Genomic DNA, 22,326 nt, shown 5'->3' on the forward strand with positions numbered 1-22,326 from the left:
CTGCCTGCCGTGCAGGTGCGCTTCTGCATTTTAGTGTAGCAAACTTCAGCTTAGTTGCTTGTAGGACAGTGCCGCGTCTGAAAGTAGGAAGGCCAACCCACAAAAATAGTCATTTTGTTCTGCACTATGTATTTCTTTACATTATCTTTTTAAGGGCGCGGCCAGTTGCGCCACGGTCGCCACCAATTCGGCCGGGTCCAGCGGTTTAGAGACCCAGGCCTGGAAGCCGCTGGCCAGCGCCCGCTGGCGGTCCTGCGGTTGCGCAAACGCCGTCAGCGCCAGCGCTGGCAGCCGGGCGGCATCCGGGGAGGCGTGCGCGTGGATTTGCGCCAGCAAGTCGAAACCGTCGGCATCGGGCATGCCGATGTCGCTGACCAGCACATGGGGCTGCACCTGCTCCAGCAGTTGCAGCGCTTGCGCCACGCTGGCCGCGCCATGCACTTCGGCGTGGCTGTCGCGCAGGATGCGTTCCGTCAGTTCGCGCGCATCGGCCTCGTCATCGACCAGCAGCACCCTGACGCCGCGCAAGTCAGGACTGGCCGACGGGGTGCTGCCCGCTTGGCGCGCGGCAGCGGCCGGCGAGTCCAGGGGCAGGCGCACGGTGAAACTGGCGCCCTGCATGTCGCCGGCGCTGCTGGCCGTGACCGTGCCGCCATGCTGCTCCACCAGGTGCTTGACGATCGCCAGTCCCAGCCCCAGGCCGCCATGCCGGCGCGTGGTCGAGGCATCGGCCTGACGGAAGCGGTCGAATACGTGGGGCAGGAAATCTTTCTTGATGCCCACGCCGTTGTCGGCCACCGTGATGGCCAGGCGGGTGCTCTCGCGGCGCACGCCGATATCGACCCGTCCCCCTTGTGGCGTGAACTTCAGGGCATTCGACAGCAGGTTCCAGATCACTTGCTGGATACGCCCGGCGTCGGCCGTGATGTTGCCCGCATCGCCGGCAATGTTGCTGTGGATGGCGATGTGCTTGGCGTCGGCCGCCGGGCGCAGGGTTTCGATGGCCGAGGCAATGACGCTGGCGGGCGCGAGGGTTTGCAGGTCCAGCAGCACCTTGTCGGAGGTGATGCGGCTCATGTCGAGCAAGTCTTCGATCAGTTGCGCCTGCGCGCGCGCATTACGTTCGATGCTTTGCAGACCACGGTGCAGGTCGGCCTGGTCCCGCGTGCCGCGCCGCAGCACCTGGGCCCAGCCCAGGATGGCCGACAGCGGCGTGCGCAGTTCGTGCGACAGGGTAGCGAGAAAATCATCTTTCAGCTGATTCGTGCGCTCGGCCTCGGCGCGCGCCTCGCGTTCGCTGTCGAGCAGCACCTTGCGCTCGTCGGCGGCGCGCGTGGCGGCTGCGTACAGGCGTGTATTGTCGAGCGCGACGGCGGCCTGGGCCGCGATGGCCGAGACGATGCGTTCGCTGCGCGCGCTGAACATGCCCGTTTGCGGATGGCCCAGCAGCAAGCGCCCCAGCAACAGGCCCGAGCGCGAGCTGACGGGCAGGCTCAGGCAGCTGCGCAGCGGCGGCGCGCCGTCGGTGCAGGCGTCGGGCGCGGTCTGCAAGTCGTTCTGGCGCATGGCCGGTCCCTGGCGCAGTTCCACCGCAATGGCATCGGCCTGGTGCAGGCTGATGCCGTTCACGGCGCGCGCTGCGGGGTGGATATCACCCGTATCGTCATAATAAAAGGCGCCAAAGCGCGCGCCGCTGATGCGCGTGGCCGCATCGACGGTTTCCTGCAGCAGGGCAGGCAAGTCGAGCGTGCCGGCCAGGGCCGCGCCCGTGTTATTGAGCAATTCCAGCACGCGCGTCTCGTCGCGCAAGGCTTCCTGCGCGCGCTTGACCTGGTCGACGTCGGTGCTCGTGCCAAACCAGCGCAGCAGCTGGCCGCCCTGGTCGCGCACGGGGTTGGCGCGCGTCAGGAACCAGCGATACTGGCCGTCGGCGCCACGGATGGGAAATTCCATTTCGAAGGGCGTGCCATCGTGCAAGGCAGCCTTCCAGCCTTGCAGCATGGGCGGCAGGTACTGCGCGTCATAGGCAATGCTCCAGCCCTCGCCCGCCATCTGTTCCGCGCTGGTGCCCGTGTAGTCGTGCCAGCGCTGGTTGTACCAGGCAATGGTGCCGTCGAAGCTGGCGATCCAGGCCAGTTGCGGGATGGAATTGGCCAGTGCGCGCAAGTCTTCCTCGCGCTGGCGCAAGCTTTCCTCGGCCGCCTTGCGCTGGCTGATGTCCTGGATATACGTGGTCAAGCCTTCGCTGGACGGGAAGATGCGCACTTCCAGCCAGCGCCCCAGTGGCCGATACAGCAGCTCGAAGCTGCTGCTGTGCTGCTGCGCCATGGCGCGCCGGTACGGCTCTTCCAGTTCCGTGCCCTGCAAGTCGGGGCAGGCTTGCCACAGGCTGCTGCCCGCCAGCTGGCTGCCAGGAGGACGCTGCGGCGCGAGCATGTCGGCGCCGCGCGTATTGATGTAGCGGATGGTCCAGTCGTGGTCGAGCAGGCAGAAGCCGTCGGTAATGCTCTCCAGCAAGTTGGCCAGGCGCTCGTCTGACAGGCTCAGCGGCGCTGATGGGGGTAGCAGATCTTGCTTGCGGTCATGCATAGCCATCGGAAATCCTGCAACGGTGAGTCTGCCGCACAGGCTGTTGCCCCGCCGGGCCGCCATCGCTAAGCGCAGTGAGTGGGGCATGATGGAACTGCCTGCCGTCATGCATGAGAGGAAGCACAAGCGCCCCTGTCTGGCCGGTATTGTAGCCCCAAGCGGCGCGCCGCCACCGCACGCTTGCGTGCCGCCTGCAGATAGCACTGGACAGGCGGGAAGGCAGTCCCTATAATCCCGCTTCTTTCGAGACAGCAACTTCTCGAGGCGCTGGATGCCACTGTGAAAGCAAGTGTGTCCATCGATGAAAGGCGTAGACTTTTCGGCAGTGAAAAGAGGCTTGATGGTGCGGGGCGGTATTCTGCAAAATCAGCTAAGCGATTGAAAAATCGAACTTTTCAAAGCGAAATGAATACGCTATAATGTTTGCCTGCGCGGCTGTAGCTCAGCTGGATAGAGTACTTGGCTACGAACCAAGGGGTCGTGGGTTCAATTCCTGCCAGCCGCACCAGAATACTGAAAATCAGACTTTGCCTGGTTTTGTTGTAAAAAGTTTTGCCTCCATGCCGTATCGGAGCTGTTGTAGAAGTTTTGCGGCTGTAGCTCAGCTGGATAGAGTACTTGGCTACGAACCAAGGGGTCGTGGGTTCAATTCCTGCCAGCCGCACCAGTATTGCCAAAATCAGGTTTGCCTGGTTTTGATGAAAGTTTCAAGCTTCGTGCCGTTCGGCGAAGTGTTTCAGAGTTTGCGGCTGTAGCTCAGCTGGATAGAGTACTTGGCTACGAACCAAGGGGTCGTGGGTTCAATTCCTGCCAGCCGCACCAGTATCAGCAGTAAAGAAAAAACCCGGAAAGGTGACTTTCCGGGTTTTTTTTCGTTCGTCCGGTCGGCAGCGGTACTGCCTGCTGTTGAAAAACAGGGGCGGTCGTCAATTGTGAAATAGTGCCGATACGCCCTTTGCCATTCTGCAAAGCCCTGCTATAATCTTGTCTTAGGCGGCTGTAGCTCAGCTGGATAGAGTACTTGGCTACGAACCAAGGGGTCGTGGGTTCAATTCCTGCCAGCCGCACCAGAATATTGGGGGTCAGATTGTAAAATCTGATCCCCTTTTTCGTTGGTGCGCGCAGCATGGGCGCATTCTTGCGATTCCTGCCACTTTATCCAATGCGCTTGCCAGCGAGTCGGTACTGCAGGCGAAACGCGCGCGGCGTGACTTGCCTGGCGGCGCGGAACTGGCGGTTGAAATGCGCCAGGTTGCGGTAGCCCGCCTCTTGCGCGATGACGGCGATGGCGAGATTGCTCTCGATTAGCTGTTGGCAGGCGCGGCCGATACGCAGCCGCGCCAGGTACGCGCCCGGCGTGCAGTGCGCGTGGCGCTTGAAGCAGCGGTGAAAGGCGCCCAGCGACAGGGCCGCCCGCTGCGCCAACGTTTCCAGTGCGATTTCTTCCCGGAAATGCGCGTGCATGAAATCAAACACGCTGGCCATGCGCTTGTGCTGGCCATCGGGCAGCGGCGCCTGCGCCATCGAGGCCAGCGGCTGCGCCACCGTGTCTCCCGCCAGATCCAGCAGCACGTCGAGCAGCAGCGGCAGGCGCTGCGGCACTGGCAAGGCCTGCAATTGCAGCAGTTTGGCCGCGCTGCGTGCGCTCGTTGCCGGCGAAAAGTGCAGGGCCGGCCCGGCGCGGGCAGCCAGTTGCCGCACGCTGTGCAATTCGGGAAAACAGGCCGCCAACTGCTCCAGCCACTCCAGCGAAAACCACACGACGACGGCCAGCATCGGCTGCGCGCTGTCGATGCGCTCGCTGGCCGACCAGGTGTGCGGCAAATTCGGTCCCAGCAGCACCAGGTCGCCCGGTTCGAAATCGCCCAGGTGGTCACCGATGTAGCGTTGTCCCCGGGCATTCACCGTCAGCGTCAGTTCGAACTGCGGGTGGTAGTGCCAGATGAAGGGAATGGTGTCGAGTTCGCGCCACAGCAAGCCCCAGGAGTGTCCGGCAGGTATCGTGACTTGTTCGAATAAAGGCGTCATTGTGACGTTCTGATGGCGTGAATAGTCAGGATGGTATCAGTATTGGCCGCTCGGCGCGCATTTCAGCTGGCAGTGCCATCGCACAATCTGTCCCACACCAACACAGGAGACAGCGATGCAAGACAAATATCAATACGGCGAAGGCCGTCCCGGCAACCCGTCCGTGGCCTACACGGAACAGACCCAGTTGCGCGACATCGAGAAACAGCTGCCGCTGCGCGTGCTGTCCGACAGTGACTTCTTGCACTGGCAAACCTATGGCTACGTGATCGTCAAGGATGCCGTGCCGCCCGAGCAAGTACGGCGCACAACGGATTTCCTGTGGGAATTCCAGGGACTCGACCAGAACGACCCCGCCACCTGGAACCGGGACCAGCTGCGCGACCACGCGATGAAGGAACTCAACGGTTCCGGCATGGTCGAGGCCTATCACAACCAGGCCCTGTGGGATAACCGCCAGACCCAACGGGTATATGACGCCTTCGTCGACATCTGGGACCGTCAAGATTTGTGGGTGACCATCGACCGCGCCAACCTGAACACGCCGAACAACGGCAAGCGCAAGTTTGGCGGCTTCATCCACTGGGATGCGGACACCACGCTCGACCCGCTGCCCGTCAACGTGCAAGGCGTGCTGGCCCTGTCCGACACCTCGCCCGAGAGCGGCGGTTTCCAGTGCTATCCAGAACTGTTCAACAACTTGCTGGCATGGCGCGCACAAGCGCCCAAGGACCGCAACCCGTGGCAGCCGGACCTGGCGACGGTGCCGTACCCGATGGAATTCATCGCCATGAAGAAAGGCGAGTTGTTGATTTTCAACAGCCTGCTGGCGCACGGCATCCGTCCGAATACCTCCACGGACCAGGTGCGCCTGGCGCAATATATTTCCTTCACGCCAGCCCAGGAAGACAAGCTAGCCTTGCGCGACTGGCGCGTGCAAAGCTGGCGCGAGCGCAGCGCGCCGCAGGGCTACGCGTTTCCCGGCGACCCCGAGGAAAAGGAAAAGCTGCGCTATCCGCAAGCGCGCCTGAACGAACTGGGCGAGAAGATTCTCGGCGCGCGCGACTGGTAAGCCACGTTCCATCCGCCAGTCTTGCCTGCTGGATAGACAATTGCGGGTAAATGCACGATCATGGTCCGACTTGCCATCGACCGAGGAAACGCATGAGTATCATCACTTGCATCGAAGACTTGCGCGTGCTGGCCCAGAAACGGGTGCCGCGCATGTTTTACGACTACGCCGATTCCGGTTCCTGGACGGAATCGACGTACCGCGCCAACAACAGCGACTTCGCCAAAATCAAATTTCGCCAGCGCGTGGCCGTCAACTTGGAAAACCGCAGCCTGGCCTCGACCATGGTGGGCCAGCATGTGTCGATGCCGGTGGCCCTGTCGCCCACGGGCTTGACGGGCATGCAGCATGCGGATGGCGAAATTCTCGCGGCCCAGGCCGCTGAAAAATTCGGCGTGCCGTTCACCCTGTCGACCATGAGCATTTGCTCGATCGAAGACGTGGCGGCGAACACGACAAAACCGTTCTGGTTCCAGTTGTACGTGATGAAGGACCGCGAATTCATCAACCGCCTGATCGACCGCGCCAAGGCGGCCAAGTGCGGCGCGCTGGTATTGACGCTCGACTTGCAGGTGCTGGGCCAGCGCCACAAGGACTTGCGCAACGGCCTGTCGGCGCCACCGAAACTGACGATTCCCAACATCATCAACATGGCCACCAAGCCGCGCTGGGTGGCGGGCATGCTGGGCACGAAGCGGCGCGGTTTCGGCAACATCGTCGGCCACGCCACGTCCGTGTCCGACATGTCGTCGCTGTCGGCCTGGACGCAGCAGCAGTTCGACCTGAGCCTGTCGTGGGCGGACGTGGAGTGGATCAAGCAGCGCTGGGGCGGCAAACTCATCATCAAGGGCATCATGGACCCGGAAGACGCGCGCCTGGCCGTGGCAAGCGGGGCCGATGCGCTGATCGTCTCGAACCACGGCGGGCGCCAGCTCGACGGCGCGCAATCGTCGATCGAAGCCTTGCCCGCCATCGTCGACGCCGTCGGCAGCCAGATCGAAGTGCACATGGATGGCGGCATCCGCTCGGGCCAGGACGTGATCAAGGCTGTGGCGCTGGGCGCCAAAGGCGTGTACATCGGCCGTCCCTTCCTGTATGGCCTGGGCGCCATGGGCGGCCCGGGCGTGACCAAATGCCTGGACATCATCCGCAATGAACTCGACTTGACGATGGCCTTTTGCGGCTTGCGCGACCTGCAGCATGTGGATAAAAAAATCCTGCTACCGGGAACGTTTTAAACGGCAATTCGCACGATATCAAAGCCTTCCGACGCCTGTGGTGGCACGAAGTGGCGCGTGATGTCATCAAATTGCGCATCGCTGGTGGAGAACGGGTGCAATCCGCTGGCATTGCGCTGGCGCAAGCGCGCCTTGCATTCGTCGTCCGGCACGTCGAGGTAGTGCAGCACGTGCGGCGTGCCCGCCTGCTGGAACAGTTCGCGCATCCAGGCGCGGCTGGCGGGCGTATTCGCGGGAAAATCCAGCACGACGGAGACGCCCGCCTGCAGCATCTGCAGGGCCAAAGGGGCGATGGCCGCGCGCAGCCGCGCCGCGCAGGCCACGTAGTCGGCCAGGCTGGCAATCTGGCCCGGATACAGTTGCGCCAGCAAGCTGTCTTCGCTGATGCGCACGGTGTGTGGCGCTTGCGCAAGCTGGCTGGTCAAGGTGGATTTTCCGGAAGCAATCTTGCCGCACACGAGGTGCAGGGTGGGGGGGGCGGTGGTGCTGGAAGTAGGGGGCATGGTCGCTCGCTAAAAAAAGAAACAAAGCCTGGTTCGCGCTGTCAAGCCTGCCCGATGCGCGTCCATGGCTCGCGGAATGTGGCCGCATCGAGCGGCCGCGCATGCGGGTCGTCGGGCTGGAACAGGCCGCCGATCAGCATATCCTGGATGGCCCCCGTGAAACCGCCGTACGCGGCGCGGCCCCACTGGCGCCGCGTATGGGCGAAGACGACGGCGTCTTGCTGCGCGGCCAGTTGCGCCAGGGATTGCCGCAAGGTGGCGGCCGCTTCCGGGCCCATGTCCGTGGCGATGGCGCACACCAGGCGTTGGCCAAATTGCAGGGGCTTGCCGGCCCGCCCCAGCAGCGATTCGTTGGCCAGGGCGAGGAACAGGTCGGGCGCCTGGTCGTCCTTTTCGCAAATGGTCCAGGTGGGCGCCCACGCTTCCAGGCTCATGAAGCGCGCTTGCGTCGTGGCCGCCGTGTGCGTCCATTTCGCGTGCGATTTGGCGTCCCAGCCCAGGCGGCCAAACGCAATCGGTTTGCCCTTGGGATTGTATTGATGGCTGCGCACGCCGGCCTTGCTCCGCGCTCGCGCCATGAGGCCATCGAGGCTGGCGGCAAACGGCGTCCATTGCGCCGCATTCCACAGCGGCGGCGCATCGGTTGCGGCCAGCAGCAGGAATACCTCATAATCACGGGAAAAAAACGCCATGCGGATTCTTTATGGTTGCAGTTGAGATATGGCCGCCCTCTGGCTGGGGCGCAGCAGGTAGATGCCGTACAGGCACAAGGGCAGCACGGCCAGCAGGGCGACATACGGCAGGATGGACACGCCATACTCGGCAGGGTTCGGCAAGGTGGCCGTCACCAGCGCATAGTCCCACAGTCCATGCACGAGCACCATGGGCCATACCGAACGGGTGCGCAGGCGGATGGCCGCATAGCCGATGCCCTGCAAGGTGGCGGCGACGGCTTGCCACAGGGCGCCGCTGACGTCGCCCGTGGCCAGGCCGTTGGCCGTATGGGCCAGGCCGAACAGCGCCGAGGACATCAGGACGGCGGGCCAGACGGCATACCGGTCCAGCATGCCCTGCAACAAGATGGCGCGGAACATCAGTTCTTCAGAGATGGCCACCAGCGCCGCATTGCAGGCCACGATCAGCAGCACGCGCGGCTGCGGCCAGCCGCCCGCCCAGGCCAGCAACAGCATCAGCAAGGCATACAGCAGGGGCGGCCAGACCAGCCACAGCGTTTTCAGCGGCGGTGCGCACAGGCCCGCCGCACGGCGCCGGCTTGAGGCCAGCAGTAGCGCCAGTGCGAACAGCGCGGCCAGCGCCCACGACAGGCCGATACGGCCGGTGACGGCTGCGCCCGGCAAGGCGTAGCCGGCGGATTCCAGCCAGCGGCCGCCCAGGCTCAAGCACAGCCAGACGGACAGTGCGCCGACGGCGAGCGGCATGGTGAGGTGGATTCTAGGGATGGACATGGTGGGCTTCGGTGTTGGCTGCGTCGGTTACTGCGTACATGGGCGGAGCATGAAGTTGCATCAATGATATGGTGAAAAGTATTGCCATAGTACATTAAAAGCATCGTCACAAAATTGCCACATCGTTATAGTTGCATGAAATAATAAGCATTCGTCCGTTTGCCGCCAGACAGGAGCGCCATGACCTACAGCAAGACCATCACCACTGAACGATTGATTCTGCGCAAGCCGCAGCCATCGGATGAGGCGGCGCAATTCGCCATGCATGCGGACCCCGAAGTGATGCGCTATTTCAGCGAACCGCCGTGGACCGATGCCGGCCGCGCCGCGCGCCAGATTGCCGAGGACATTGCCGCTTTCGAGAAAGAGGAATTCTTCCGTTTCGCCGTCGAGCTGAAGGCGACGGGCCAATACCTGGGCAGCTGCAGCCTGTTTTCCGAGCACCGCCAGAACCGCCGCGCCGAAATCGGCTACGCGCTGGGCCGTCCGTACTGGGGCCGTGGCTATATGCACGAAGCCTTGTCGGCGCTGCTTGAATTCGCTTTCGTCGAGCGCGACCTGAACCGCCTGGAAGCCGACATCGACCCGCACAACGCTGGTTCGGCCAGCGCCCTCGAGCGCCAGGGTTTCAACAAGGAAGGCTTCCTGCCCGAACGCTGGATCGTGGGCGGGCAAGTCAGCGATTCGGCCCTGTACGGTTTGCTGCGGCGCACGTGGGAAGCGCGGCGCAAGGGCGCAGCGTGAGCGGGCAAGACATCGACGCCGTCCAGCGCTGGCTGGGCCACACGTTGCCGGCGCACTACCTGCGTTTTCTCGCGGACTGGCAAGAGGGCATGCGCGGCGAACAGGTAATGTTGTACGGCCTGGACAGCTTGCGGGAACGCAACGAAACGTATGAGACGCAGCAATTTTGCCCCGGCTTCGTCACCATCGGCGACGACAGCGGTGGGCGCGCCGTCATGCTGGCGCTCGATGGCGCCTCAACGGCTGTGTATCTGGTGGGGCATGGCTCGATGCAGCGCGACGATTTCGAACTGGTCGCCGAGGATTTCCAAACCTGGCTGGCCGGCGATTGCCCCGTTGACTGAGGAGGGTGTATAGCGATGAAGCCAGAAGACTTGCCAAGTTGCGATCATCCACTGGTAACGTTGCGCGACCTCGTGCGCGACGATGCGCGCGCCTGGTACGCGTATCTGGCCAACCCTGTTGTCGTGGAGCACACGAGCTGGGACTTGCGTTGCGTCGACGATCTGCAGGCCAATGTCGATGACTACGCATCGGCAGAGCCGTCTTCGCCGATACGGCTGGCTGTGGTGCTGCGCGACGGTGGCCAACTGGTGGGTACGATCGGCTTGAATACCATTTCCGCGCCACACCGAACGGCTGAAATCGCCTACGACCTGGCCCCAGCTGTATGGGGCCGGGGCGTGGCGACATCCATCGTGAACGCTGTCGTGGACTGGGGCTTCCAGTACCTGGGCCTCCTGCGCATCCAGGCGACTGTGCTGGAGAGCAATAGCCGTTCGATCCGCGTGCTCGAGCGCTGCGATTTTGAACGGGAAGGCTATTTGCGCTGCTACCGGCAGATCCGTGGAAAATCCGGTAACTTCTGGCTGTATGCGCGCATTGCCGGCGTTCCATGAGCAAGCTTCCCTTGAGCATCCTGCTGGTGGAAGACCACCTGGCCATTGCGCGCCAGGTGCTCGACTTCCTCGACGGCTTGGGCTGGCAGACGGACCATGCGGGCACGGGCGCGCTGGCCGTGCAATTGGCCACGCGCAACAGCTATGACGTGGTGCTGCTGGACCTGAACTTGCCCGACATGGATGGCTTGCACGTGTGCCGCGCCATCAAGGCGGGGGCGCCCAGCAATGTGCCGATTCTGATGCTGACGGCGCGCGATGCGTATGAAGACAAGGCACGCGGTTTTCGCGACGGCGCTGACGATTATTTGACCAAGCCGTTCGACCTGCGCGAAGTGGCCTTGCGCTGCGAAGCGCTGGCACGCCGGCATCAGCTGCACTTGCACCAGGAAATGCGCGTGGGGCCATTCACCTTGCAGACGCGCGCAGGACGCGCCCTGATCGGCGATCTACCCCTGCCGCTGACGCAGACGGGTTTTAAAATCCTGCTGCTGCTGTGCCGCGAACATCCGCACGCCGTGTCGCGCTCGGCCTTGCTGCAACAGCTATGGGGTAGCCGGCCGCCCGACAGCGACGCCCTCAAATCACACATCTACGCGCTGCGCAAGCAGCTGGAGTCGGTCGGCGCGGCGGGCGCGCTGGTGACCATACCGCAGCTGGGCTACCGCCTTGTCTTCGACTCTGCGGCGTCTGCATGAGCAAGTCGATCCGGCAGCGTCTGTTCGCCGCCCTGGCCGGCTTCACCGTATTGCTGTGCCTGTGCTACACGGGTCTGGCGCTGGTGATCGCCTACGTGACGGAAGACATGCTGGTGCAGCGCCTGCTCGAGCGCGAAGCGGCGGCCGTCAGCCTGCGCTGGCAGCAGCACGGCAAGCTTACGCCCTCTGGCAGCGACCTCATCACGGTTTATGGCAGTTACCTTGACTTGCCTCAAGCGGTGCGTGCGCAAGTGCCGCCGTCTGCGCCGCGCGGGGAAGTGTTTACCACGACGGGCCAGCACTATCACGTGCTGGCGCTCGATGTCGTTGCCGGCGACAAGGCGCAGCGCAGCTATCTGCTGGCCGACGTGGCGCCCGTGCTGGTGGTGTCGCGCCTGGCGCGGGAAGTGGGCAGTGTTGTGGCAGGCGTGGCGCTGGCGCTGATCGCCCTGGCCTTGCTGCTGGCGTACTGGCTGGCGCGGCGCCTCGTGCTGCCCTTGCAGCGCCTGGCCCAGGAAGCGCGCCAGCTGGCGCCCGGCAGCACTGTCCATTTCAGCGAGCGCGACCGCCCCGACGAGATCGGTTTCCTGGCGCGCCGCCTGGAAACCACCTTTGCCGAACTGCAGGCGGTCTTGCAGCGCGAACAGGCATTTACCCGCGACGTCAGCCATGAATTGCGCACGCCGCTGACCTTGATGCACAACACTCTTGCGCTGGCGAATGCACAGCCCCTGGGCGGGCAGGCGCAGGCGCAGCTGCGGCAATCCACGGACGAGATGCGCGCCACCATCGACGCGCTGTTCGCGCTGGCACGGGCTGAGCAACTGCCGGGCGAAATGCTGGAATTGCGCGGCTGCATCGAGCAATGCCTGCTGCGCCTGCTCGACGAACATCGCTGGGATGCCAGCCTGCTAACCCTGGACTTGCCCGAGCGGCTGGAGGTGATTGGCAACGGGCAGTTGGTCATGTTGCTCATCAATAATTGCCTGGCGAATGCCCTGTTCCATGGCGGTCCCGATTGCCGCATCAGCATTGTGTTTGCGCAAGGCCGCCTGAACATCGTCAATACCGTGCAGGCAGGACAGCCACGGCGCATCCACGGTTTCGCGCATGGCCAGAACCTGCTGCTGCGCCTGGCACAAGCCATGCACTGGCAGATTGTTTTCCGCCCCGGCGCGACGCAGTACCGTGTCGCGATCCTTCCGGCCAAGACGCAATAAAGGGGCCTGATTTCACCGCGATTTCACCTGCCCCTGTTTATGCTGGCTACTCTTTTACTTGAAGGGAAGCCCATGAAAATCGCCATCAGTCTGTTGATCCTGTGCAGCCTGTCCACGCCAGCGCTGGCCCAGGTGCAATCGTTGCAGCACAAGCAAGACAAGCGCCGCTACATCGTCTACACGCCCGCCGCCTACGACAGCGCACCGCAGAAAATCTTTCCCGTCGTCTTCAATTTCCATGGCGGCGGCATGAGCATGGCGGAACAAATGCTATACACGCAGATGAACAGGACGGCCGAGCGGCACCAGTTCATCGTTGTGTATCCGCAAGGTATCAAGCAAGACTGGAACGTGGGCTTTGGGATGGATTACCTGACAGGCACGGACGATATCGGCTTTACGCAAGCCATGTTAAGTAAACTCAGGCAGGATTACCGCATCGACGACAAGCGCGTGTATGCCACGGGCTTGTCGCGCGGCGGCTTCTTTGCCTTGCGCCTGGCGGCCGAGCTGCCACAGCAGTTCGCCGCTGTCGCCTCGGTGGGCGCGCCCATGCCGGAACCGGTGCGGCAGCATCATAAAAAGACGGACAAGGTCGGCATGCTGTTGATACAGGGCACGGCCGACAAGGTCGTGCTGCATGAAGGCAAGGCCGCCAGCTACCTGTCGGCAGAAGGCACGTTCGATTACTGGCGCCGGCACAACGGCATCGAAGGCTCCGCGCCGCAGTCGCGCCTGCTCCCTGGCCCCGCTGGCGACGCCACGCAAGTGACCTGGCTGGGCCAGGATGGCGGCGCTGGCGGCGCCAGCGTGGCCTTGCTCACGGTCAAGGAGGGCGGCCACACGTGGCCGGGCGCCGATGCCTTCAATGTCGGCCTGCCCATCGGCAAGACCACGCGCGCCATCGATGCGAATGAGGTCATCTGGGAGTTTTTCAGCAAGCACCGGCATTAACGCTATGGGGGGGGCGGATGCTTGTGGCACACTCTTGTCAGATTGAATCTTGCACAAGGAAATGATGAACAGCCATCCCGTCGCCATCTTTTGCCGCTCGCTGGCGCAGCTTTCCGCCATGCTCGACAAGACCGGCACGGCGCCGCCGATGCTGGCGGCGCGGCTGCACCCGGACATGCTGCCATTCGCCCAGCAAGTGCGCGCGGCCGTGAGCTTTTCCCTGCGCGGCTGCTGCCCGCTGGCGGGGCTGGACGTGGCCGATTTCAGCGCTGCCGCCAGCCTGCAGGAACAGATCGCGCAAACCATGCGCTACCTCAAGGACATTCCAGTGGAGCGTTTTGACGGGCCGCCCGGGCGCATCTGCCGCGACCGTGCCGGCTTTGCCGATATCGCGCTGCCAGCCGATGCATATTTGAATTTGTACATTGTGCCGAATTTCTACTTTCACTTCAGCATGGCGTATGCGATTGCGCGCAGTGCAGGCGCGGCCATTGGCAAGGGTGATTTCGACGGTTATCACGCGTATGCGCCGGGGTTTTCATTCGAGCGGCCTGCCGCGCCGTAGTTCTTACAGTCCCGCATCCTTCCAGGCAACGAACCCCAGCCGCTTCAACAGCCGGCCCGACAGCCCGCAACTCCAGCAACTGATCTGGATTTTCCGCTGCCGCCCTTGGTTCGCCTGCCAGGCTTGCTCGGCGTAGTCGAGCAGGGCCTCGCTGAGCGGGGAGGTGTCGGCCACGGGTGGCAGCCGGCTCATCAGTTCAAACACGCCGTGCGTCGTCTCCTTGATCTGCAGCAAACCCGCCAGCAGGGCGCGCAGCACGGCGCCGTCGATGTTGCTGCTTGCTTGCGTAAAGCGCTGTTGCCAGCACAGGCTGCGCTGCGGCCACAAGGCCAGCAGGGCGGGCACGTCGGCGGACTGTAGTTGCCCGATCAGCTCGTCCGCCTCGAGGAACAAGTCGAGGCGCTCGTATTCCTCGTCGTCCCCGCACAGCAGTTCATCCAGTTCGGTTAACAGGCTCATGCCACCACGTTCACGGGCGCCCCGCGTTCAAATGCTTCCACGTTGCCGATCAGGATGTCGGCCAGCTTCTGCATGGCTTCCCCACTGGCCCAGGCCGTATGCGGCGTGAGGATGAAGTTGGGCAGGCGCAAATTGAGCAGCGGGTTGTCGGGCAGCGGCGGCTCCTTGGAGAGCACGTCGAAACCGGCGCCGGCGATCACGCCGTTTTTCAAGGCCTGGGCCAGCGCCGCTTCATCGACCAAGCCACCCCGCGCCGTGTTGATCAGAAGGGCTGTCGGCTGCATGCGCGTCAGTTCCTTGGCGCCAAGGATATTGCGCGTCTTGTCCGTCAGCGGCAGGTGCAGGCTGAGCACGTCGGAAGTGGCCAGCAATTCGTCGAAGCTCACCTGCGTCACGCCATCTTCATCGATGGGCGAACGGTTGTGCACGATGACGTGCATGCCGAAGGCGCGCCCCAGCTGCGCCACGGACTTGCCCAGCGCACCGTAACCGAGCAAGCCCAGACGGCTGCCGGCTAGGTCGCGGATCGGGTGGCCTAACAGGCAGAAGCGGTCCGATGCCTGCCACAGACCTGCTTCCACGTCCGCCCGGTAGGCGACCAACTGGCGGCGCAGGGCCAGCATCAGCGCTAGCGTATGCTCGGGCACGGTAGCGCGCGCATAGTCGCGGATATTTGCCACCACGATGCCCCGTTCGCGGCAGGCGGCCAGGTCGAGGATATCCGTGCCGGTGGCGGCCACGGCGATCATTTTCAAGTCCGGCAGCTGGGCCAGCTCGGCCGCGCGCAGCGGGACTTTATTCGTGATGGCGATGCTGGCGCCTTGCAGGCGGGACACCGTCTGTTCGCTGCCCCTGGTGTGCGGATACTCTTCCCAGCTGTGCGCGAAGGCGGGCGGACGCACGCTGGCGATCAGGCTGTCGCGGTCGAGAAAGACGATGCGGTGGGACGATGTGCTTGCTGCAGTCATGGCTGGGCCTCGGTCTGGGTGGCGCGCGCGCTGGGAAGGTTGCTCTTGCCCTTGAGCTGCGTGGCCGGGTGGTTGGTAAACATGTCGGCGACCCATTCGACAAACACGCGCACCTTGGCGGACAGATGGCGGTTGGGTGGATAGATCACGTGGATGGGCAGCGGGTCGGATTCCCATTCATCGAGCAATTCCACCATTTTGCCCTGTTCTATCAGCGGCGCAAGCATGAAATGCGTCATTTGCACGATGCCCAGGCCCGCCAGGCCGGCCGCCGCGTAGGCGTTCGAGTCGTTCAGGGCGATATGGCTGGGCATGGACATCTGGATGCGTTCGCCCGCGCGCGTGAAATCCCAGTCAAACGTTTTACCCGTCTTGGCGGAGAAAAAATTCACGCCCCGGTGCTGCGCCAGGTCGTTCGGGTGCTGCGGCGTGCCATAGCGCGCCAGATAGCCGGGCGCGGCGCAGGTGATGAAATGCAATACGCCGACGCGGCGCGCGATCAGGTTCAAATCGCCCAATTCTCCGCCGCGCACGGCGCAGTCGACTCCTTCCTCGATCAGGTCGACGGGCCGGTCGCTGCAACCGAGTTCCAGCGAGATGTCCGGGTAGCGGGCAAAAAAGTCGGGCAGGGCGGGGATGATCAGTTCGCTGGCCAGGGCCGTGGGCGCATCCACGCGCAGCCGCCCGCTGGGGCTCAAGCGCGTGCGCGACAGCGATTCCTCGGCTTCGCGCACGTCCGACAGGATGCGCACGCAGCGTTCGTAATACGCGGCGCCGTCGGAGGTGATGCTGACATGGCGCGTGGTGCGGTTGAGCAACTTGACCGACAGGCTCGCTTCCAGCGACTGGATCAGGGTCGACACGGTGGCTTTCGGCAGCTGCATGTTTTCCGCCGCGCGCGTAAAGCCGCCCGCATCGACGACTTGGATGAAAACTTCCATGGCTTGCAGCTTGTTCACTTGATTTCCTATCACTTTATGCGCGATTATTCAGAATCCTGAACAATCAATTCGTCATTGCACTCTTTATCAGATTGTAGATCAAGTCTATAGTTGTTGTACTGCAGCATAAATGTGATGCCGCAGGAAGTACAACAGGAGAAAAATCATGGGTCATCGGAATGGAATCTTTGCAGTGCTTGCTCTCGCTATGAGCTCGCTCGCTCTGGCCGCGATGGTATCGACGGATGCCTACTCGTTGGCGGCGCAAAGCGAAGCCAGTGCTTATAGCGCCCTGACCCATGAAGTGGGCGGCGTCGCCCTGTTGTGCCTGAACGACACGGTGCTCGATGTTGCGGTGCAGCCGGTGGTGGCGCAATGAGCGTTGCCGACACCGCGGCCGAACTGGCATCTGGCCAGGCGCTGAAGATACGCGACATCGAGGTGCAGGGCGCGCAGGATGCGCTCGCCGCGCGCGTCTACACGGCCGGCGTGCCGGGCGCCAGGCAGTCCAGCCTGATCGTCTTCTTCCATGGCGGCGGCTTTGTCGCCGGCGACCTGGACGATGCGGATGACTTCCTGCGCTGCCTCGTGCTGAGCAACCCCGACCATGTGGTGCTGGCCGCGAACTACACGCTGGCGAAGGTGCGGCCATTCCCCGCCGCCGTGGAAGACGCGCATGCCGTGCTGCTGTGGGCGAAAAAGAACAAGTCCAAGCTGGGCTGGACGGGCAAGCAGATGGTGGTGTCGGGCATCGAAGCGGGCGCCAACCTGGCCGCCGTATGCGCCATGATGTCGCGCGACCGGGGCGGACCGCCCCTCGCGGGCCAGGTGCTGATCATGCCCATGCTCGACCCCGGCCTGTCGACTTGCTCGATGCGCAGTTTGCCCAGTTGTCCTGACCTGGCGGAAGTGGCCGATCAATGCGCCGCCGCCTACCGTGGCTACCTGCCGAATGCCGCTGACCGTACCCATCCGTACGCGTCGCCATTGCAGTCGAGCCGCCTGAAGAACCTGCCGCCAGCCTTGATATTGTCCAGCGAAGATGATCCATTACGCGACGAAGCTGAACAATACGGCAGCAAACTGATCGCCTGCGGCATCAAGACCACCGTGCGGCGCATGGCCGCCGCGCCGCTGCAGGATGCAGGCGCACGCAATGAGTGCGCCTGCAAGGTGCAGGTATTGAGTGAAATCGCCAGCTTTGTCGCTGGACTGGGGCAGGAGCCCGAGTCTTAAAGCCGCCATCGGCGGTACCGCAAAAAAACTTACACTAACTAGTTTACTTTTTGAGTTCCGGTTGCTACACTACGCAGTGTAGTTCCCATCTTGTCTGCGTTGTGCGCTCGCACAGCCAGCTTCGTCGTCCCCGTCCGCTTTTACGCAGTTGGCGGCCTGTTTACCTTTGATCGAGCGCCGTCGGGCGCCATGGCACCACCATACGCTGCAGTTTCCACTTTTAGCTGGGTTGCTTCCTGCCGCCCATACCATTAAAAATTTTCATAAAACAGGGAAATAAAATGAAAAACGTTCAACAATTTTCCACTCTGCTGAAGCCCCTGGCTGCCTCGCTCGCGCTGGCAGGCCTGGTGGCCGTGAGCCTGGCCGGCTGCGATTCGGCCAACAGCAAGGTGCCCGACGCGCCAGCGGCCGGCGGCCCGCCCGTCTCGGCCGCTGCCGTCGTTGAAAAACAGATCACGGAAACGCAGGAATTCTCGGGCCGCCTGGAAGCGATCGAGCGCGTGGAAATCCGCTCGCGCGTCGGCGGCTTCATTACCGCCGTCAACTTCAAGCCGGGCAGCGAAGTGAAAAAGGGCGAGGTGCTGTTCGTCATCGATCCGCGCCCGTTCCAGGCTGAAGTGTCGCGCGCCGAAGGCACGGCAGCTTCCGCCCGCGCCAAGGCCGAACTGGCCAAGCTGGAACTGTCGCGCGCAGAAAAACTGCTGGCCGAAAAAGCCATCGCCCAGCGTGAATTCGATGAAAAAGCCTCGGGCTTGAAAGAGCTGGACGCGAACGCCCGCTCGGCGCAAGCCGCGTATGAAGCGGCCAAGCTGAACCTGTCGTACACGCAGGTGCAGGCGCCGATCAGCGGCCGTGTCAGCAAGGCCGAAATCACTGTCGGCAACCTGATCGACGCTTCCGCCATCCTCACTTCGGTGGTGTCGACGGACCGCATCTACGCCAGCTTCGACGGCGATGAAGATACGTATCTGCGTGTGGCCGGTACGGCGCAAAAGGGCACGCCCGTCACCGTCAAGGTGGGCCTGGCCAACGAAACGGGCTTCCCGCACGAAGGCAAGCTGGAATTCGTCGACAACCAGCTCGACCCGGCCACGGGCAGCGTGCGCATGCGCGCCACCTTCGCCAACGCCGAGCGCCAGCTGGTGCCAGGCTTGTTCGCGCGCATCTTGCTCGACGGTGGCAACGGTCCGCAGGCGCAAAGCACGGCGCTCTTGATCTCCGACCGCGCCGTCGGCACGGACCAGAGCCGCAAATACGTCTACGTGGTGGGGCTTGATAACAAGGCTGAATACCGTGCCGTCAAGCTGGGCCCGAACTCGGACGGCTTGCGCGTGGTGCGCGAAGGCTTGAAAGCGGGCGAGAAAATCGTCGTCAACGGCTTGCAGCGCGTGCGCCCCGGCGCGCCCGTGACGCCGCAGATGGTGGCCATGGATTTTGACCCGACCGCGCCAGTCGCCCCCGCAAAACCTGAAGTAAAAGACGCCAAGATCGCCGCGAAAGCAGCATCGACTTCCAAGGAATAAACATGAATTTTTCCCGCTTTTTCATCGACAAGCCGATTTTCGCGGCGGTGCTGTCGATCGTCATATTCGTGGCCGGGCTGCTGTCGATATTCGGCCTGCCCATCTCCGAATATCCCGACGTCGTGCCGCCATCCGTGGTGGTGCGCGCGCAATACCCGGGCGCCAACCCGAAAGTGATCGCTGAAACCGTCGCCGCGCCGCTCGAAGAGCAGATCAACGGCGTCGAGAACATGCTCTACATGTCCTCGCAAAACACGTCCGATGGCGCGATGATGCTGACCGTGACCTTCAAGATCGGCACCAACGTCGAGCAGGCCGAGACGCAGGTGCAGAACCGCGTGCAGCGCGCCTTGCCGCGCCTGCCCGAGGAAGTGCGCCAGATCGGCGTGACGACGGTGAAATCGTCGCCGAATCTGACCATGGTGGTGCATCTGGTCTCGCCGAACAAGCGCTATGACGACATGTACTTGCGTAACTACGCGGTGCTGAACGTCAAGGATCAACTGGCCCGTCTGCCCGGCATGGGCGACATCCAGATCTTCGGCGCGGGCGACTACGCCATGCGCATCTGGCTCGATCCGCAAAAGGTGGCGGCGCGCGGCATGACGGCCAATGACGTCGTCGACGCCATCCGCGAGCAGAACGTGCAGGTGGCCGCCGGCGTAATCGGCGCCTCGCCAGCGAAGAACTCGGACTTCCAGCTGACCGTCAACACCCAGGGTCGTCTGCAGACGCCCGAGGAATTTGGCGCCATCATCGTGCGCACGAATGCCGACGGCGCCATCACGCACCTGAAAGACGTGGCGCGCGTGGAAATGGGCGCCAACAGCTACTCGCTGCGTTCGCTGCTGAACAATAATCCTGCCGTCGGCATGGGTATTTTCGAAGCGCCGAATGCCAACGCGCTGCAATTGTCGTCCGACGTGCGCGCCAAGATGGACGAACTGAAAAAAGACTTCCCGCAAGGCGTGGAATACCGCATCGAGTACGACCCCACGCAGTTCGTGCGCTCGTCCATCGAAGCGGTGATCCATACCCTGCTCGAAGCGATCGCCCTGGTGGTGCTGGTGGTGATCATCTTCCTGCAAACCTGGCGCGCCTCGATCATTCCGCTGCTGGCCGTCCCCGTCTCGATTGTCGGCACCTTTGCCGTGATGCTGGGCTTTGGCTTTTCGATCAACACCCTGTCGCTGTTCGGCCTCGTGCTGGCCATCGGTATCGTCGTCGATGACGCCATCGTGGTGGTGGAAAACGTCGAGCGCAACATCGAGGAAGGCTTGTCGCCGCGCGACGCCACCATCCAGGCCATGAAAGAGGTGAGCGGTCCTATCGTCGCCATCGCCCTGGTGCTGTGCGCCGTGTTCGTGCCGATCGCCTTCGTGCCTGGCCTGTCGGGCGAGTTCTACCGCCAGTTCGCGCTGACGATTGCCATTTCGACCGTGATCTCCGCATTCAGCTCGCTGACCCTGGCGCCGGCCCTGTCGGCTGCGCTGTTGAAACCGCACGATGCGCCGAAAGACGCGCTGACGCGCGGCATGGACATGGTCTTCGGCCGCTTCTTCGCCTGGTTCAACCGCTTCTTCGGCCGCGCTTCGCACCGCTATGAAGCGGGTGTAAAAGGTGTGTTGGGCCGCAAGAGCGCCTCGCTGGGCGTGTATGCGCTGCTGGTCGTTGCCGCCATCTTTACCTTCAAGTCCGTGCCGGCCGGCTTCGTGCCAGCGCAGGACAAGCAATACCTGGTGGGCTTTGCGCAATTGCCAGACGCCGCTTCGCTGGACCGCACGGAAGATGTCGTGCGCCGCATGTCCGACGTCATCAAGTCGGTGCCTGGCGTCGAATCGACCATCGCCTTCCCCGGCCTGTCGATCAACGACTTTACCAATGCGCCGAACGCCGGCATCGTCTTCGCCACGCTGAAGCCGTTCGATGAGCGCACCACCAAGGAATTGTCGGGCGGCGCCATCGCGGCCGAGATCAACAAGCGCCTGGGCGGTATCCAGGATGCCTTCATCATGGTCTTCCCGCCACCACCGGTCAACGGCCTGGGCACCATCGGCGGCTTCAAGATGATGATCGAAGACCGTGGCAACCTCGGTTACGACGCGCTGTATAACGCCACCCAGGCACTGGCCGCGAAAGCGTACCAGACACCGGAACTGGCGGGCGTGTTCTCGGGCTACCAGATCAACGTGCCGCAGCTGTTTGCCGATGTCGACCGCGTGAAAGCCAAGCAGATGGGCGTGCCGCTGGCGACCATTTACCAGACCTTGCAGATCAACCTCGGTTCGCTGTACGTGAATGACTTCAACCAGTTTGGCCGTACCTACCAGGTGCGCGTGCAGGCCGATGCCGCGTTCCGTTCACATGCGCAGGATATCGCGCAGCTGAAGGTGCGTAGTAACAAAGGCGAAATGATCCCGCTGTCGTCGCTGATGCGCGTCAAGGACAGCTATGGTCCTGACCGCGTGCAGCGCTACAACGCCTATGCCGCAGCCGATTTCAACGGCGGCGCCGCCCCTGGCGTATCGAGCGGCCAGGCGCAAGCGGCGCTGGAACGCATCGCCAAGGAAGTGCTGCCGCAGGGGATTTCGTACGAGTGGACGGAGCTGACCTACCAGGACATCTTGTCCGGCAATACGATGATCTATGTCTTCCCGCTGTGCGTGCTGCTGGTGTTCCTGGTGCTGGCCGCCCAGTACGAAAGCTGGACCCTTCCGCTGGCCGTGATCCTGATCGTGCCGATGTCGATCCTCTGCGCGCTGTTGGGCGTCAAACTGACCGGCGGCGACAACAATGTGTTTACCCAGATCGCGCTGTTCGTGCTGGTGGGGCTGGCGTCGAAGAATGCGATCCTGATCGTGGAATTTGCCCGCGAACTGGAAGAGCATGGCCGCAGCGTCGTGCAAGCGGCGCTGGAAGCGTGCCGCCTGCGTCTGCGTCCGATTCTGATGACGTCGATCGCCTTCATCATGGGCGTGGTGCCCCTCGTGTTCTCGCACGGCGCAGGTTCGGAAATGCGCCATGCCATGGGTGTGGCAGTCTTCGCCGGCATGCTGGGCGTGACTTTCTTCGGCCTGTTCCTGACGCCCGTGTTCTATGTACTGCTGCGCACCCTGGCGCAGCGTTTTGAGAAAAAACCAGCCGCCGCTGCCGCCAAGCCTGTCGCCGCGCCAGCGCTGGACCTGGAAGGAGATATATATTGAAAACCAAGGAAATCATC

At 63.0% G+C, this 22,326-nt stretch carries 21 protein-coding genes and 4 tRNA genes; 17 read left to right on the top strand and 8 right to left on the bottom strand.

Translation table 11 applies throughout. The features are described from left to right. Window positions 1–141 precede the first annotated feature (141 nt). A complete protein-coding gene (locus ACQ4WL_RS02375) occupies window positions 142–2,595 on the bottom strand; it encodes a hybrid sensor histidine kinase/response regulator (protein WP_436507819.1) in 2,454 nt (817 codons plus the stop codon). 425 nt (window positions 2,596–3,020) lie between these two features. On the opposite strand from ACQ4WL_RS02375, the gene ACQ4WL_RS02380 reads away from it, so the two are divergent. The 4 genes from ACQ4WL_RS02380 to ACQ4WL_RS02395 all read left to right on the top strand — a co-directional run bounded on the left by ACQ4WL_RS02380 (window position 3,021) and on the right by ACQ4WL_RS02395 (window position 3,659). Continuing rightward, window positions 3,021–3,097: transfer RNA gene (locus ACQ4WL_RS02380), tRNA-Arg, on the top strand. Between the two features lie 82 nt (window positions 3,098–3,179). After that, a tRNA-Arg gene (locus ACQ4WL_RS02385) sits at window positions 3,180–3,256 on the top strand. A gap of 78 nt (window positions 3,257–3,334) precedes the next feature. Beyond that, window positions 3,335–3,411 (top strand) — tRNA-Arg (locus ACQ4WL_RS02390). Between the two features lie 171 nt (window positions 3,412–3,582). Beyond that, window positions 3,583–3,659 (top strand) — tRNA-Arg (locus tag ACQ4WL_RS02395). Between the two features lie 85 nt (window positions 3,660–3,744). On the opposite strand, the gene ACQ4WL_RS02400 is transcribed toward ACQ4WL_RS02395, so the two are convergent. Next, on the bottom strand, window positions 3,745–4,617 hold the full coding sequence (locus tag ACQ4WL_RS02400) for a helix-turn-helix domain-containing protein (protein WP_436507821.1): 873 nt from the start codon (window positions 4,615–4,617) through the stop codon (window positions 3,745–3,747). Window positions 4,618–4,732: 115 nt separating this feature from the next. Between ACQ4WL_RS02400 and ACQ4WL_RS02405 the strand changes: the two genes are divergently transcribed. Further along, complete coding sequence (locus tag ACQ4WL_RS02405; RefSeq protein ID WP_436507823.1) at window positions 4,733–5,689, top strand: phytanoyl-CoA dioxygenase family protein; 957 nt, start codon at window positions 4,733–4,735, stop codon at window positions 5,687–5,689. 92 nt (window positions 5,690–5,781) lie between these two features. Continuing rightward, on the top strand, window positions 5,782–6,927 hold the full coding sequence (locus ACQ4WL_RS02410; RefSeq protein WP_436507825.1) for an alpha-hydroxy acid oxidase: 1,146 nt from the start codon (window positions 5,782–5,784) through the stop codon (window positions 6,925–6,927). Here ACQ4WL_RS02410 and ACQ4WL_RS02415 read toward each other — a convergent pair. The 3 genes from ACQ4WL_RS02415 to ACQ4WL_RS02425 are packed head-to-tail and all read right to left on the bottom strand — an operon-like array spanning window position 6,924 to window position 8,896. After that, window positions 6,924–7,430, bottom strand: coding sequence for a P-loop nucleotide/nucleoside kinase family protein (locus ACQ4WL_RS02415; RefSeq protein WP_436507827.1), 507 nt, complete (start codon window positions 7,428–7,430; stop codon window positions 6,924–6,926). The two genes, ACQ4WL_RS02410 and ACQ4WL_RS02415, sit on opposite strands and share 4 nt — an antisense overlap. A 41-nt stretch (window positions 7,431–7,471) precedes the next feature. Then, on the bottom strand, window positions 7,472–8,122 hold the full coding sequence (locus ACQ4WL_RS02420; RefSeq protein ID WP_436507829.1) for a hypothetical protein: 651 nt from the start codon (window positions 8,120–8,122) through the stop codon (window positions 7,472–7,474). 9 nt (window positions 8,123–8,131) lie between these two features. Next, complete coding sequence (locus ACQ4WL_RS02425; RefSeq protein ID WP_436507830.1) at window positions 8,132–8,896, bottom strand: CPBP family intramembrane glutamic endopeptidase; 765 nt, start codon at window positions 8,894–8,896, stop codon at window positions 8,132–8,134. 180 nt (window positions 8,897–9,076) lie between these two features. Here ACQ4WL_RS02425 and ACQ4WL_RS02430 point away from each other — a divergent pair, with 180 nt between their 5' ends. From ACQ4WL_RS02430 to ACQ4WL_RS02460, 7 genes are all read left to right on the top strand, one after another. Beyond that, window positions 9,077–9,640, top strand: coding sequence for a GNAT family N-acetyltransferase (locus ACQ4WL_RS02430; RefSeq protein WP_436507832.1), 564 nt, complete (start codon window positions 9,077–9,079; stop codon window positions 9,638–9,640). Next, entirely contained in the window at window positions 9,637–9,984 is a 348-nt protein-coding gene (locus ACQ4WL_RS02435; RefSeq protein WP_436507834.1) for an SMI1/KNR4 family protein, read from the top strand. The genes ACQ4WL_RS02430 and ACQ4WL_RS02435 overlap by 4 nt, the downstream gene beginning before the upstream one ends. Before the next feature lie 15 nt (window positions 9,985–9,999). Then, complete coding sequence (locus ACQ4WL_RS02440; RefSeq protein WP_436507836.1) at window positions 10,000–10,539, top strand: GNAT family N-acetyltransferase; 540 nt, start codon at window positions 10,000–10,002, stop codon at window positions 10,537–10,539. After that, on the top strand, window positions 10,536–11,237 hold the full coding sequence (locus ACQ4WL_RS02445; RefSeq protein WP_436507838.1) for a response regulator transcription factor: 702 nt from the start codon (window positions 10,536–10,538) through the stop codon (window positions 11,235–11,237). The genes ACQ4WL_RS02440 and ACQ4WL_RS02445 overlap by 4 nt, the downstream gene beginning before the upstream one ends. Then, the gene (locus ACQ4WL_RS02450) at window positions 11,234–12,457 is read left to right on the top strand and encodes a sensor histidine kinase (RefSeq protein ID WP_436507839.1); all 1,224 of its coding nucleotides are present in this window, start codon (window positions 11,234–11,236) and stop codon (window positions 12,455–12,457) included. The genes ACQ4WL_RS02445 and ACQ4WL_RS02450 overlap by 4 nt, the downstream gene beginning before the upstream one ends. A 72-nt stretch (window positions 12,458–12,529) precedes the next feature. Beyond that, the gene (locus ACQ4WL_RS02455) at window positions 12,530–13,411 is read left to right on the top strand and encodes a CE1 family esterase (protein WP_436507841.1); all 882 of its coding nucleotides are present in this window, start codon (window positions 12,530–12,532) and stop codon (window positions 13,409–13,411) included. Between the two features lie 61 nt (window positions 13,412–13,472). After that, window positions 13,473–13,976, top strand: a complete 504-nt coding sequence (locus ACQ4WL_RS02460; protein WP_436507843.1) for a DUF1993 family protein — start codon at window positions 13,473–13,475, stop codon at window positions 13,974–13,976. Between the two features lie 3 nt (window positions 13,977–13,979). Here the strand turns inward: ACQ4WL_RS02460 and ACQ4WL_RS02465 are convergent, their stop codons facing one another. From ACQ4WL_RS02465 to ACQ4WL_RS02475, 3 genes are read right to left on the bottom strand one after another with little or no spacing between them, the layout of a single operon-like run. After that, window positions 13,980–14,435 (bottom strand): hypothetical protein, encoded by a 456-nt coding sequence (locus tag ACQ4WL_RS02465; protein WP_436507845.1) that lies wholly within the window; start codon window positions 14,433–14,435, stop codon window positions 13,980–13,982. Then, a complete protein-coding gene (locus ACQ4WL_RS02470) occupies window positions 14,432–15,403 on the bottom strand; it encodes a D-2-hydroxyacid dehydrogenase (protein ID WP_436507847.1) in 972 nt (323 codons plus the stop codon). Before ACQ4WL_RS02470 ends, ACQ4WL_RS02465 begins: the two co-directional genes overlap by 4 nt. Beyond that, the gene (locus ACQ4WL_RS02475) at window positions 15,400–16,362 is read right to left on the bottom strand and encodes a LysR family transcriptional regulator (RefSeq protein ID WP_436507849.1); all 963 of its coding nucleotides are present in this window, start codon (window positions 16,360–16,362) and stop codon (window positions 15,400–15,402) included. Before ACQ4WL_RS02475 ends, ACQ4WL_RS02470 begins: the two co-directional genes overlap by 4 nt. A 190-nt stretch (window positions 16,363–16,552) precedes the next feature. On the opposite strand from ACQ4WL_RS02475, the gene ACQ4WL_RS02480 reads away from it, so the two are divergent. The 4 genes from ACQ4WL_RS02480 to ACQ4WL_RS02495 all read left to right on the top strand — a co-directional run bounded on the left by ACQ4WL_RS02480 (window position 16,553) and on the right by ACQ4WL_RS02495 (window position 22,309). After that, the gene (locus ACQ4WL_RS02480) at window positions 16,553–16,723 is read left to right on the top strand and encodes a hypothetical protein (protein ID WP_353656495.1); all 171 of its coding nucleotides are present in this window, start codon (window positions 16,553–16,555) and stop codon (window positions 16,721–16,723) included. Further along, on the top strand, window positions 16,720–17,580 hold the full coding sequence (locus ACQ4WL_RS02485) for an alpha/beta hydrolase (RefSeq protein ID WP_436507851.1): 861 nt from the start codon (window positions 16,720–16,722) through the stop codon (window positions 17,578–17,580). The genes ACQ4WL_RS02480 and ACQ4WL_RS02485 overlap by 4 nt, the downstream gene beginning before the upstream one ends. Before the next feature lie 281 nt (window positions 17,581–17,861). Further along, complete coding sequence (locus ACQ4WL_RS02490; protein ID WP_436507853.1) at window positions 17,862–19,106, top strand: efflux RND transporter periplasmic adaptor subunit; 1,245 nt, start codon at window positions 17,862–17,864, stop codon at window positions 19,104–19,106. Window positions 19,107–19,108: 2 nt separating this feature from the next. Next, window positions 19,109–22,309, top strand: a complete 3,201-nt coding sequence (locus ACQ4WL_RS02495) for an efflux RND transporter permease subunit (RefSeq protein WP_436507854.1) — start codon at window positions 19,109–19,111, stop codon at window positions 22,307–22,309. The last annotated feature ends 17 nt before the right edge of the window (window positions 22,310–22,326 follow it).

The sequence above is a fragment of the Janthinobacterium kochi genome (assembly GCF_051380715.1).
Classification (GTDB): domain Bacteria; phylum Pseudomonadota; class Gammaproteobacteria; order Burkholderiales; family Burkholderiaceae_D; genus Janthinobacterium.